A 12923-nucleotide genomic window follows, 5' to 3' on the forward strand; every position below is an offset into this window, starting at 1 on the left:
TCAACCGCCCAATCTGTCGAGCATCGAACCCACGACTTCGCATGCGCGCCGGGCGGATTCGAGGTGCCCTTCCTCGTCGATGCGCGGGCCGATCAACTCCAGGTCGAACCCGTGGGCGTATCCGCCGGCCAACGCTTGCCTGATGATCGCTTCGATCGGGATGGCGCCGTCGCCGGGGACTGCGCGGCCCGGCAGTGCCCGGTCACCCAGCACGTAGTCGCTCAGTTGGATCAGCCGGGTCCGCGGCAGCGCCTGCTGCAGCAGGACGTCGAGCTCTCCTTCGGCCCAGCAGTGGAAGATGTCGATGCAGATATCGAGCCCAGTCATCTCGGCCAGTGTGATGGTGTCGCGCAGCGTGTGGGCGATGTGCAGGTCGGCGTACAGGCTGGAGGCGTTTTCGATCGCCAGCGCCACGCCTGCATCGGCCGCACGCTGCCGACACGGCGCGATCATCTCGCAGAATCGCTCGGCGGCTTGCCGCCAGGAGCGGTCACCTCGCCCACCGGTCAGCATGTACACGGTGCCGGCCCCGGCGTCTGCCGCTGCGTCGATGACCGGCTCCAGCGCGGTTGCGCCGCTGAACAGGTGATACACCGCCTCGACCGTATAGTCGTTGTGCTGCAATAATTTTGGGAATTCGGGGTCCAGCAGCTGGCTATCGAGGATGCTCAACCGGCGCACACCCAGATCCGTCCAGTACTTCTGCAGCTCGGGCAGCGTGGCACCGTAGAAGGTGACGTTGTGCACCGACAAGCGTTGGTGGGTCACGCCCTATTCTCGATCTCGACGCCGAATCGCTCACGGAAAGGCCGGAATTCCTCGTGCAGCGCGTCGAGGTCTTCGCCGATGTCGGTGAGCAGTTGGGTGGAGTAGCGGAACTTGCCGTGCCGGTCGCCGCGGTTGGTGGCCAGATAATCGCGCATCGCCGCCTCGGCTTTCGCCGTCAGCTCCCGGCCTGCGAACTCGTAGTAGCGCCGCACCGTGGCGACCTGATCGGCGATGAAGTCGGCGTAGCGGACATGCAGGATCCGCGGATCGTCGACCATCGGATTGGTCATGGTGTTGGCGATGCTGGCGCGGGTCATCTCCAGGTGCTTCTTGGCCTCGGCGTGCAGGTCGACCGGCCCCACGATGCCTTCGGCGATGTCGGCCATCATCATCGTGCGCGACGCGGCGACCTGCACCGGGTCGCGGTGTAACCACACCAACCCCGCATCGGGGTACGCCTCGAACATCTCCGCAAGCCGGAAGCCGTGAAAACCCTTAAGTACCCAGTACTTTCGCGGCCGATGGTATTGCAACTGCTGCAGCATGGCTTTGTGCAGCCAGTATTGCGCCTTGGCGTCGCTGGCCAGGCCGCCGACCAGCGACTGCATCGGCACCCGCCACCACGCCGTCGGCGTCATCACCCGGAAATCGAACGCCCAGGTGCGCTCGTCTTCGGGCAGGCCGTCGCCGAGCATGTCGTTGTAGGGATGGCTGTGCAACCACTTCGGCAGTTTGGCGTTGATCTCGCGCCAGTCGGCGTCGGCCTGCTCGCGTCGCCGGTCGTCCGAACCGGCCACGCCGGGCGGCGGCGACGGGTACATCACCTCCCAGAACCGCAGCGCCCGCGCGTCCGGGTCGACCGCCATCAGCGCGTGCATCAGCGTTGTGCCCGAACGGGGTTCGCCGGTGACGAACATCGGTGCCTCGATCACTTCGTCGGCGATCGGATAGGCGTTGCGGTCTTCGATGAACACCAGTCGTGAGGTCAGCAGCCACCGGCACACCTGCGCCGCCGCGGCGACGCCGGCGTCGTCCATGCCGAGGGCGTTGAGATGTTCGACGGCCACCGCGAAGCGCTCCGGCAGTGTCGCGTCGCCGAAATCAGCCAAACCGGTTTCCGCGGTCGCGGCGGCCAGCAACTCCGCGGCGTCGAGAGTCACCGAAGATCTCCGCACAGCCGCAGCAATTCATCCTCGGCCGCAAGGACATTGGCTGCCGACGCTGCGGCGTGGTCGAGGCCGGCCATCGCGCCGTAATCGAGGATCTTCGGTACGCGCAGACCGGCGTCGACGAACGACTTGATCGTCGTCGCGACCTGCTTGGGCGTGCCGTGCGGGACCAGGGCGAGCAGCATCTCGGGTTGCACCTTGGCCAGGAACTCGACGATCCGCTCGCGGGTCAGCACCGCGGGGTCGATGTCGTGAAATCCACGCCAGGACGGGCCCATTGGATGTTCGAAACCGAAGTCGCGCAATGTTTCTGCGGATACCTGTAACAGGAACGCCTTGACCAGCGGAGCCTGCAGGATGTCGGCCAGCGCCGCGTCGTCCTTGCCGATGAAACACACCTGGATGAAGCACGGTGTTATCGCCATCGGATCGCGGCCGGCGCGTTCGGCCGATGCCCGCACCTGGCCGAGCATGGCGGCGTAGTGCTCCGGGGTCCACGCCCCGGCCGGCCACCAGCCGTCGGCGTATCGACCGGCGATGTCGAGCATCCGCGGGCCGCTGGCGCCGATCCAGATCGGCGGCAGGTGCCCGTCGCACGGCTCGGTGTCCAGCCGGGCGTGGTGCAGTGTGTAGAACCGGCCGTCGAAGTCGACCGGGCCGTCGCTGTCCCAGAGCAGCCGAATCACTTGCAGGGCTTCCTCGAAGCGGCTGACCGGTCGGGCGAAGTCGAAGCCGTACGGCAGGGTGTTCTCGCTCTCGCCGCTGCCGAGGCCGAGGATGAATCGGCCGCGGGCGAGGTGATCGATGGTCAGCGCGGTCTGGGCCAGCATGGCCGGATGGCGGCGGACGGTGTCGACGACGGCGGAGACCAGCGGGACGTTCTTGGTCAGTGCCGCCGCAGCGGCCGCGACTGCAAGCCCGTCGAGGTGGCGATGCGGTGACGGCGACGCGCTGGCCAGATCGGTGAATTCGGGAGTCCAGATCGAGTCCGGCCAGAAGCTGACCATGTGGTCGGGCAGCCAGATCGAGTGATAGCGGCCGCCGTCCAGTTCATCGAGCCGAGTCAGATCCAACGGCAGGCTGGTGCGCAGAAATGCGGCGGGCTGAACCTTCATCGAAAGATGATGCTAAGCACCTGCACAGCGCCGTGTTGATGGAATCGAACATCTGGCGACCATGTGTCGATGTGCCCACCTCACAGCGACAACGCGCTTCCCCGGCACTGTCTCCGCCGAATTTGTCGCTCGGAGGTGGGCACGTCGACACATCCCACAAAGCCGAACCGGCCCGCCACCATGTCGGTGACGGGCCGGTTCGCACAAGATCAGCCCTCGCTGATGAACTCTTCCAGCTGCGCCCGCGCGATGTCGTCGGGCAGCTGCTTGGGCGGGCTCTTCATCAGGTACGCCGACGCGGGCACCACCGGTCCACCGATGCCACGGTCCTTGGCGATCTTGGCCGCCCGCACCGCGTCGATGATGACGCCGGCGGAGTTCGGCGAGTCCCACACCTCGAGCTTGTACTCCAGGTTCAGCGGCACGTCGCCGAACGCGCGGCCCTCGAGCCGGACGTAGGCCCACTTGCGGTCGTCGAGCCAGCCGACGTGGTCGGACGGGCCGATGTGCACGTCCTTGGTCTTGAACTCGCGCTGCACGTTCGACGTCACGGCCTGCGTCTTGGAGATCTTCTTGGACTCCAGCCGCTCACGCTCGAGCATGTTGAGGAAATCCATGTTGCCGCCGACGTTGAGCTGCATGGTGCGGTCGAGCTGTACCCCTCGGTCTTCGAACAGCTTGGCCATCACCCGGTGCGTGATCGTGGCACCGACCTGGCTCTTGATGTCGTCGCCGACGATCGGCACGCCGGCATCGGTGAACTTCTTGGCCCACACCGGGTCGGACGCGATGAATACCGGCAGCGCGTTGACGAATGCCACGTTGGCGTCGAGCGCGCACTGGGCGTAGAACTTGTCGGCCTCTTCGGAGCCCACCGGAAGGTAGGAGACCAGCACGTCGACCCTGGCGTCTTTGAGCGCCTTGACCACGTCGACGGCCTCGGTGTCGGAGATCTCGATGGTCTCGGCGTAGTACTTGCCGATGCCGTCCAGGGTCGGGCCGCGCTGCACCGTCACATTGGTCGGCGGCACGTCGGCGATCTTGATGGTGTTGTTCTCCGACGCGAAGATCGCCTCGGACAGGTCGAAGCCGACCTTCTTGGCGTCCACGTCGAACGCTGCGACGAACTTGACGTCGCGGACGTGGTACTGACCGAACTTCACGTGCATGAGGCCCGGCACGGCGCTGTTCTCGTCCGCGTCGTAGTAGTACTGGACGCCCTGGACCAGTGAGGAAGCGCAGTTCCCGACGCCGACGATGGCGACTCGTACCTCGGTGGACGCCTGGGGCGCGTTCTGCTCACTCATTGGGCGTTCTCCTTTACTCGATATCCGTGCAGTGGATGTGGTGGGGTGCCTGGCTCTAGGCCTGCTCAGCGCCGCGTTGCGCTACACGTTCGGCCGCGATCAGTTCATTGAGCCAGTTGACTTCGCGCTCACTGGATTCCAGCCCGAGCTGATGGAGCTGCCGGGTGTAGCGGTCCAGCGAATTACTGGCCCGCGCAATTGCTTCACGCAGACCTTCGCGACGTTCTTCGACCTGGCGGCGACGGCCCTCCAGGATGCGCATCCGCGCTTCGGCCGGTGTGCGGTTGAAAAATGCCAGGTGCACGCCGAAGCCGTCGTCGGTGTAGTTGTGCGGGCCGGTGTCGGCCACCAGCTCGCTGAAACGCAGCCGGCCCGAGTCGGTCAGTTCATACACCCGTCGAGCGCGACGCACCGGCGTTCCGGTCGGGGCGGCGTTCTCGGCGATCAGGCCGTCGGACTGCATCCGGCGCAACGCGGGATAGAGCGACCCGTACGAGAAGGCCCGAAATGCTCCGAGCAGACCGGTCAACCGCTTGCGCAGCTCGTAACCATGCATAGGCGACTCGAGCAGAAGTCCCAGGATGGCGAGTTCCAGCATCGAGTCACCTCCTTTGCTCGGTTTTGTGCAACGCTGCTATGTCGGCTAACAGTCTCGCGCCATAGTATCGCCCCGATATATTAGCGATCACTCCAGTTGGCGTCTACCCTACGTTCAGCCGGCCGTGGCCGCAGTGTCAGGACGAATACACCGAAGCCCGTCGAGTTGGAATCACCCTGGTTGCAAGCCTGTTCGTGTCGGCATCCCGCAGGCATAACCAGACAACGTGCCAATTCACTTTCACTGGTTTCTTCCCACCTACGGCGACTCGCGCGACCTGATCGCCGGCGGCCACGGCAGCAACATGCGCGGCGACCGGCCCGCCGACCTGAGATATCTCACCCAGCTCGCCCAGGCCGCCGAGATCAACGGCTTCGAAGCGGTGCTCACGCCCACCGGACTCTGGTGCGAAGACGCCTGGCTGACCACCGCGATGCTGATCAACAGCACCGAGACGCTGAAGTATCTCGTTGCGTTCCGGCCTGGGTTGGTCAGCCCGACTCTTGCCGCGCAGATGGCGACCACCTTCCAGTGGCAGTCGCAGGGCCGGCTGCTGCTCAACGTGGTCACCGGCGGCGAGAGCAGCGAGCAGCGAGCGTTCGGCGACTTCCTGCCGAAAGAGGCCCGCTACGCCCGCTGCGGAGAGTTCCTCGACATCGTCCGGCGGTTGTGGACGTCCGAGCAGCCGGTCAGCGTGACCGGTGAGCACCTGCAGGTCGAGCAAGGCAGCTTGGCGCGCCACCCCGATCCGCTGCCGCCGGTGTTCTTCGGCGGCTCGTCGCCGGAGGCCGGCGAGGTCGCGGCCCGCTACGCCGACACGTACCTCACCTGGGGTGAGCGCCCCGAACAGGTCAAGGAGAAGCTGGACTGGATCCGTGGCCTTGCCGCGGCGCAGGGCCGGCAATTGAGCTACGGCATCCGGCTGCACGTCATCTCTCGCGATACCAGCGAGCAGGCGTGGGCAGAGGCCCAGCGGCTGCTGAGCGGGCTCAGCCCGGAGACCGTGGCCGCCGCCCAGCAGTCGCTGGCCCGCTCGGAATCGGTGGGCCAGCGCAGGATGCGCCAATTGCACGGCGGCGGTGAGGATTTCGCGGCCGGTGCGGACGCCCGTCAGCTGGAGATCTATCCCAACCTGTGGTCCGGCGTCGGCCTGGTGCGCGGCGGCGCGGGCACCGCGCTGGTCGGTTCGCACCAGGAGGTAGCCGATCGCATCGCCGAGTACGCCGCGCTGGGCCTGGACCACTTCATCCTGTCCGGCTACCCACACCTCGAGGAGGCCTACATCTTCGGCGAGGGTGTGCGACCTCTGCTGGCCCAGCGCGGGCTGCTCGACGCGGCCGGACGCTCGACCGAGCCCGTTCGATCGGCGTTCCTGCCCCGGCTCGGTGACGTCAGTGCTTCATAGCCCGACCGCAGTCTGACGGCGACGCTGCTGCTCACGCCGCGCGCGTCGGAAACGTAACCGACCTACATCTCGACACCGGCCGGGCGGACGTACTCTGGTCATCGTGCGATTGCAGCGACAGGTGGTGGACTACGCCCTTCGACGTCGCTCGCTGCTGGCCGAGGTGTACTCGGGCCGGACGGGGGTGTCCGAGGTCTGCGACGCCAACCCCTATTTGCTCCGGGCCGCGAAGTACCACGGCAAGGCCAGCTCGGTGATGTGCCCGATCTGCCGCAAGGAGCAGCTGACGCTGGTGTCGTGGGTGTTCGGCGAGCACCTGGGCGCCGTGTCCGGCTCTGCGCGCACCGCCGAAGAGTTGGTCATGCTGGCGACCCGATTCGAGGAGTTCGCCGTACACGTGGTGGAGGTATGCCGCACTTGCAGCTGGAATCATCTGGTCAAGTCGTATGTGCTCGGCGCGGCCCGGACGGCTCGTCCGCCGCGGAAGCCGCGCAGCACACGGACGGCGCGCGATGGCGCCCGCACGGCCAGTGAATAGCGAAGGGCCGCAAGACCAGTCAGCCGCTGATCGTTCGTCAGGGGCTGCTGGCGGCCCGAAACCCGGTGGCCCGCGGAAGCGACCCCCGATCCCGCCCGACGATCGGCTGACCACGATCCTGCCGCCGGTGCGTGACCGCGACGACGTGCCGCATCATCTGCGCGATCCGATCGAAGCGGTCAAGGCCGCGCTGGACGGCCGGCCCACCCCCCGCGGCGCGGACCGCGACGACCGCGGGCCGCGTCAGCCTCCCCCTGCCGCACCGCCGCCCCGTCGCCAGCACGCGGCAGGCAGCCCGCCCGGTGGGCGTCCGCCGAGCGGCAAGCCACCGCTGCCGGACTGGGGCTGGCTGCAACGGATCGACTGGAGTCGGCTCGAGCACATCAACTGGCGTTGGGTCCGTCGCGGCCTCTACGTCAGCGCCGTGGTGCTGCTGCTGTTGCCGATCGTCACGTTTGCGATGGCCTACTTCATCGTCGACATCCCCAAGCCCGGCGACATCCGCACCAATCAGGTCTCGACCATCCTGGCCAGCGACGGCTCCGAGCTGGCGAAAATCGTTCCGCCCGAAGGCAATCGGGTCGACGTCAACATCGACCAGGTACCGGTGCATGTGCGTCAGGCGGTGATCGCGGCCGAGGACCGCAACTTCTACTCCAACCCCGGCTTCTCCTTCAGCGGATTCGCGCGGGCGTTCAAGAACAACCTCTTCGGCGGCGACACCCAGGGCGGTTCGACGATCACCCAGCAGTACGTCAAGAACGCGTTGGTGGGAGCGCAGCGCGCCGGAGTCGGCGGACTCGTCCGCAAAGCCAAGGAACTCGTCATCGCCACCAAGATGTCGGGGGAGTGGTCCAAAGACGATGTGCTGCAGGCGTATCTGAACATCATCTATTTCGGCCGCGGTGCCTACGGCATCTCGGCGGCCTCGCAGGCCTACTTCGGCAAGCCGGTCGAGCAGCTCACCATCGCCGACGGCGCGCTGCTGGCGGCGCTGATCCAGCGGCCGTCGACGCTGGACCCCGCGGTGAACCTGGAAGGTGCCACCGAGCGGTGGAACTGGGTGCTCGACGGCATGGTCGACGACAAGGCCCTCTCACCGACGGACCGCTCGGCACAGCAGTTTCCGCCGACGGTGCCGCCCGAGCAGGCCCGCGCGCGCAACCAGACGACGGGCCCCAACGGGTTGATCCAACGTCAGGTGACCCGCGAATTGATGGACCTGTTCAACATCGACGAGCAGACGCTGAACACCCAAGGGCTGCAGATCACGACCACGATCGACACGACGGCGCAGAAGGCCACCGAGTCCGCGGTGTCGAAGTACATGGAGGGCCAGAACCCCGACATGCGCACCGCGGTCGTGTCGATCGACCCGCACAACGGCGCGGTGAAGGCCTACTACGGCGGGTCCGACGCCAACGGGTTCGACTTCGCCCAGGCTGGGCTGCAGACCGGATCGTCGTTCAAGGTGTTTGCGTTGATCGCCGCGCTCGAGCAGGGCATCGGGCTGGGCTACCAGGTGGACAGCTCGCCGCTGACCGTCAACGGCATCAAGATCACCAACGTGGAGGGCGAAGGCTGCGGGGTCTGCAACATCGCCGAGGCGCTGAAGCGGTCGTTGAACACCTCCTACTACCGGCTGATGCTCAAGCTGAAGAACGGCCCCGAGGACGTCGCTCAGGCCGCACACCAGGCGGGCATCGCGACCAGCTTCCCGGGCGTGGCGCACACGTTGTCCGAAGACGGCAAGGGCGGCCCACCCAACAACGGAATCGTGTTGGGCCAGTATCAAACCCGGGCGATCGACATGGCCTCGGCCTACGCCACGCTGGCCGACTCCGGGGTGTACCACCGCCCGCACTTTGTGCAGAAGGTGGTCAACGCCGAAGGCCGCGTGCTGTTCGACGCCGGCAGCTCGGACAACAACGGCGAGCAGCGCATCCCCAAGGACGTCGCTGACAACGTGACTTCGGCGATGCAGCCGATCGCGGGGTACTCGCGCGGACACAATCTGGCCGGCGGCCGGCCGTCGGCGGCCAAGACGGGCACCACGCAGCTGGGTGACACCGACGCCGACAAGGACGCCTGGATGGTCGGCTACACGCCGTCGCTGGCGACCGCGGTGTGGGTGGGCACCACGCGAGGTGACATTCCGCTGGTGAGCAAGTGGGGAGGCGCGATCTATGGATCGGGTCTGCCATCCGACATCTGGAAGGCGACGATGGATGGGGCCCTCAAGGGCACGTCCATCGAGTCGTTTCCCAAGCCCACCGAAATCGGCGGATCCGCCGGCGTCCCCGCCGCGCCACCACCACCACCTGCACCACCCCCGATGACCGTCATCCAGCCCACGATGGAGATCGCGCCGGGCATCACCATCCCGATCGGACCGCCCACCACGGTTCCCGTCGGTCCGCCGCCCGCGCCGCCGGGAGGGCCCGAGCCGGCACCTGCACCTGCACCGCCGCCGTGACCGACCGCGCCGCCATTTCGCCGCGGCGGCTGGCCGCCGATCTCCGGTCGGCGGATGACCGGGATTGCCCGAGCCGCACCGACTTTCTCGGCGCAGCGCTGTCCGGTGTCGTGGGCGGCCCGGTGGGCCGGCACGCGCTCATCGGCCGCACGGCCGTGTTCACGCCCGTGCGGGTGATGTTCATGATCGCGCTGGTGTTCCTGGCGTTGGGGTGGTCGACGAAGGCGCCGTGCCTGCAGACCATCGGGACGGGGCCGCCCGACCAGCGGGTCGCCAACTGGGAGAACCAGCGGGCCTATTACGAACTGTGCTATTCCGACACCGTGCCGCTGTACGGCGCGGAGTTGTTGAGTCAGGGCAAGTTTCCGTACAAGTCCAGCTGGATCGAGAAGGACGGCAGCGGCAAACCGCAGACCCGTTATGACGGCCTGCCCGCCGTGCGCTACATGGAATATCCGGTCCTCACCGGCGTCTACCAATACGTCGCGATGTCGCTGGCCAAGACCTACACCACATTCAGCAAGCTGATCCCGCTACCCGTCGTTGCCGAGGTGGTGGTGTTCTTCGACATCGCCGCGCTCGGGCTGGCACTGGCCTGGTTGGCGACCGTGTGGGCCACCGCCGGCCTGGCCGGGCGCCGCGTCTGGGACGCCGCGCTGGTGGCCGCGTCACCGTTGGTGATCTTTCAAATCTTCACCAATTTCGATTCGCTGGCAACGGCTTTGGCGATCGGCGGCCTGCTGGCATGGGCGCGACGACGGCCGGTGCTCGCAGGGGTGCTGATCGGCCTGGGCACCGCGGCCAAGCTGTATCCGCTGCTGCTGTTGGGTCCGCTGCTGGTGCTGGGCATCAGAGCCGGGCGGCTGCGCGGCGTGGCTCGCGCTGCGGCGACGACGGGGCTGACCTGGCTGCTGGTGAATCTGCCTGTGCTGGTGTTGTTTCCGCGGGGTTGGTCGGAATTTTTCCGGCTCAACGCGCGCCGCGGCGAGGACATGGATTCGCTGTACAACGTGGTCAGATCCTTTACCGGCTGGCGGGGTTTCGACACCAACCTCGGTTTCTGGCAGCCGCCTGAGCATCTGAACGCCGTCGTGCTGGTTTTGTTCGTGGTGTGCTGTGCGGCAATCGGTTTCGTCGCGCTGACCGCTCCCCGGCGCCCGCGGGTGGCGCAGCTGGCGTTCCTGGTGGTGGTGGCGTTTCTGCTGACCAACAAGGTGTGGAGCCCGCAGTTTTCGCTGTGGCTGGTACCGCTGGCGGTGTTGGCGTTGCCGCACCGCCGGATTCTGCTGGCCTGGATGACGATCGACGCGCTGGTGTGGGTGCCGCGGATGTACTACCTGTACAGCGTGCCCGATCGCGGGTTGCCCGAGCAGTGGTTCACCGCGACGGTGCTGCTGCGCGACCTCGCGGTGCTGGGGTTGTGCGCGCTGGTGGTCCGCCAGATCTATCGGCCCGAGGAGGATCTGGTCCGCTGGGGCGGCCGGGTCGACGATCCGGCGGGCGGGGAATTCGACCGTGCACCCGACGCACCGCCGAGCTGGCTGCCGCCGTTGCTGCGCCCGGGCCGCCGTCAGCAGCCGGTCGCCGCCGATGCGCCCGAAGCGGATTTCGTCAGCTCGGCCCCCGTCCGGTAACCTATGGCGGTTGCCGACGCAGGCGACCCTCCTGCCACGGGGACCCCGTGGCCGCACACGACCATAGGAGGTGATGAGGTTCCCATGCGTCCATACGAATTGATGGTCATCCTCGACCCCACTCTCGACGAGCGCACCGTGGCTCCCTCGTTGGAGACCTTTCTCAACGTTGTCCGCAAGGACGGCGGATCGGTGGAGAAGGTCGACATCTGGGGCAAGCGCCGGCTGGCCTACGAGATCGCCAAGCACGCCGAGGGCATTTACGCGGTGATCGATCTGAAGGCCGCGCCCGCGACGGTGTCCGAGCTCGACCGCCAGCTCAGCCTGAACGAGTCGGTGCTGCGCACCAAGGTGATGCGCACCGACAAGCACTGACTGACCTGTTGACGATTGACCGCGTCGCGTCGGAGCCGTTGCGTAGGCTCAGCGAGACACCGCTCATGATCATGCGCCGCTTCCGGCGTGCCCAGAAGGACTGAGGAGTTCACAGTGGCTGGTGACACCGTCATCACGGTCATCGGAAATCTGACCGCCGACCCCGAACTGCGTTTCACACCGTCGGGCGCGGCCGTCGCGAACTTCACCGTCGCGTCGACGCCGCGCATGTTCGACCGCCAGACCAACGAGTGGAAGGACGGCGAAGCGCTGTTCCTCCGCTGCAACATCTGGCGCGAGGCCGCCGAGAACGTGGCCGAGAGCCTGACCCGTGGCTCGCGGGTGATCGTCAGCGGACGGCTCAAGCAGCGTTCGTTCGAAACCCGTGAGGGCGAGAAGCGCACCGTGGTCGAGCTCGAGGTCGACGAGATCGGCCCGAGCCTGAAGTACGCCACCGCGAAGGTCAACAAGGCCAGCCGCAGCGGCGGTGGCGGCGGCGGTTTCGGTGGTGGCGGCGGATCCCGTCAGTCGGCCCCGAGCGGCGGCGGCGCAGCACCAGCAGCCGGCGGCGACGACCCGTGGGGCAGTGCCCCGGCATCGGGCTCGTTCGGCGGCGGCGACGACGAGCCACCCTTCTAACCAACTTTTTACGACAGAACGAAAGAGACAGACATGGCCAAGTCCAGTAACAAGCGGCGCCCGGCGCCGGAGAAGCCGATCAAGACCCGCAAGTGCATCTTCTGCTCCAAGAAGGGCCAGCCGATCGACTACAAGGACACCCAGCTGCTGCGCACCTACATCAGCGAGCGGGGCAAGATCCGCGCCCGCCGGGTGACCGGTAACTGCGTGCAGCACCAGCGCGACGTTGCGATCGCGGTCAAGAACGCCCGCGAGGTGGCATTGCTGCCCTTCACCTCCGCGTCGCGGTAACCGCTAAGCGCAGAACGGAATCAGCGAAACAATGAAGCTCATTTTGACCGCCGACGTCGACCACCTCGGGTCCGTCGGCGACACCGTTGAAGTCAAAGACGGCTACGGCCGTAACTTCCTGCTGCCGCGCGGCCTGGCCATCGTCGCCTCCCGCGGTGCTGAGAAGCAGGTGGCCGACATCCGTCGCGCCCGCGAGTCCAAGCAGGTCCGCGACCGCGAGCACGCCAACGAAATCAAGACCGCGCTGGAGGCGCTGGGTTCGGTTGCGCTGCCGGTGAAGACCGCAGGCGATTCGGGCAAGCTGTTCGGCTCGGTGACCGCCGGTGCCGTCGTCACCGCGATCCGCAAGGCCGGCGGGCCCAACCTCGACAAACGGGTCGTCCGGTTGCCCAAGGGCCACATCAAGGCCGTCGGCAGCCACCCCATCATGCTGCATGTGCACCCCGAGGTCGACGTGCAGGTCGCGCTCGACGTCGTCGCCGAAGGCTAGAGGTTCGACACCCTACCCCGGTTCAGCCGTCACCGGCCCGGACCGGGGCAGAAAGCACGGTTGACGCTGTGGCGAACTCGCCCGCGTCGGTCAGATATAGCGAACGTTACCGTCCGTT

13 protein-coding genes are annotated in these 12923 nt (G+C 66.8%); 8 read left to right on the plus strand and 5 right to left on the minus strand.

Going from position 1 to position 12923, the window contains the following annotated elements; translation table 11 throughout:
• From G6N27_RS16055 to G6N27_RS16075, 5 genes are all read right to left on the minus strand, one after another.
• Positions 1 to 768, minus strand: a complete 768-nt coding sequence (locus tag G6N27_RS16055) for a sugar phosphate isomerase/epimerase family protein (RefSeq protein WP_163777514.1) — start codon at positions 766 to 768, stop codon at positions 1 to 3.
• Entirely contained in the window at positions 765 to 1928 is a 1164-nt protein-coding gene (locus G6N27_RS16060; RefSeq protein WP_163777518.1) for a sulfotransferase family protein, read from the minus strand. The genes G6N27_RS16055 and G6N27_RS16060 overlap by 4 nt, the downstream gene beginning before the upstream one ends.
• A complete protein-coding gene (locus G6N27_RS16065; RefSeq protein ID WP_163777521.1) occupies positions 1925 to 3052 on the minus strand; it encodes an LLM class flavin-dependent oxidoreductase in 1128 nt (375 codons plus the stop codon). The genes G6N27_RS16060 and G6N27_RS16065 overlap by 4 nt, the downstream gene beginning before the upstream one ends.
• A 209-nt stretch (positions 3053 to 3261) precedes the next feature.
• Positions 3262 to 4359, minus strand: a complete 1098-nt coding sequence (locus G6N27_RS16070) for an inositol-3-phosphate synthase (protein ID WP_163777524.1) — start codon at positions 4357 to 4359, stop codon at positions 3262 to 3264.
• 55 nt (positions 4360 to 4414) lie between these two features.
• Positions 4415 to 4957: a PadR family transcriptional regulator gene (locus G6N27_RS16075; protein ID WP_163777527.1), complete on the minus strand. Its 543-nt coding sequence runs from the start codon at positions 4955 to 4957 to the stop codon at positions 4415 to 4417.
• A 226-nt stretch (positions 4958 to 5183) separates the two neighbouring features.
• On the opposite strand from G6N27_RS16075, the gene G6N27_RS16080 reads away from it, so the two are divergent.
• The 8 genes from G6N27_RS16080 to rplI all read left to right on the plus strand — a co-directional run bounded on the left by G6N27_RS16080 (position 5184) and on the right by rplI (position 12805).
• Complete coding sequence (locus tag G6N27_RS16080; RefSeq protein ID WP_163777530.1) at positions 5184 to 6362, plus strand: LLM class flavin-dependent oxidoreductase; 1179 nt, start codon at positions 5184 to 5186, stop codon at positions 6360 to 6362.
• A 103-nt stretch (positions 6363 to 6465) separates the two neighbouring features.
• Positions 6466 to 6900 (plus strand): DUF5318 family protein, encoded by a 435-nt coding sequence (locus tag G6N27_RS16085; protein WP_163777533.1) that lies wholly within the window; start codon positions 6466 to 6468, stop codon positions 6898 to 6900.
• Positions 6875 to 9376: a transglycosylase domain-containing protein gene (locus tag G6N27_RS16090; RefSeq protein ID WP_276044617.1), complete on the plus strand. Its 2502-nt coding sequence runs from the start codon at positions 6875 to 6877 to the stop codon at positions 9374 to 9376. Before G6N27_RS16085 ends, G6N27_RS16090 begins: the two co-directional genes overlap by 26 nt.
• A complete protein-coding gene (locus tag G6N27_RS16095; protein ID WP_163777539.1) occupies positions 9373 to 11010 on the plus strand; it encodes a glycosyltransferase family 87 protein in 1638 nt (545 codons plus the stop codon). Before G6N27_RS16090 ends, G6N27_RS16095 begins: the two co-directional genes overlap by 4 nt.
• An 84-nt stretch (positions 11011 to 11094) precedes the next feature.
• A complete protein-coding gene (rpsF, locus tag G6N27_RS16100) occupies positions 11095 to 11385 on the plus strand; it encodes a 30S ribosomal protein S6 (RefSeq protein ID WP_163777541.1) in 291 nt (96 codons plus the stop codon).
• Between the two features lie 114 nt (positions 11386 to 11499).
• Complete coding sequence (locus G6N27_RS16105; RefSeq protein WP_163777544.1) at positions 11500 to 12024, plus strand: single-stranded DNA-binding protein; 525 nt, start codon at positions 11500 to 11502, stop codon at positions 12022 to 12024.
• A 33-nt stretch (positions 12025 to 12057) separates the two neighbouring features.
• Positions 12058 to 12315, plus strand: coding sequence for a 30S ribosomal protein S18 (rpsR, locus tag G6N27_RS16110; RefSeq protein ID WP_163777548.1), 258 nt, complete (start codon positions 12058 to 12060; stop codon positions 12313 to 12315).
• 31 nt (positions 12316 to 12346) lie between these two features.
• Positions 12347 to 12805: a 50S ribosomal protein L9 gene (gene rplI, locus G6N27_RS16115; RefSeq protein ID WP_163777552.1), complete on the plus strand. Its 459-nt coding sequence runs from the start codon at positions 12347 to 12349 to the stop codon at positions 12803 to 12805.
• Positions 12806 to 12923 lie beyond the last annotated feature (118 nt).

Source organism: Mycobacterium cookii, assembly GCF_010727945.1.
Lineage (GTDB): Bacteria > Actinomycetota > Actinomycetes > Mycobacteriales > Mycobacteriaceae > Mycobacterium > Mycobacterium cookii.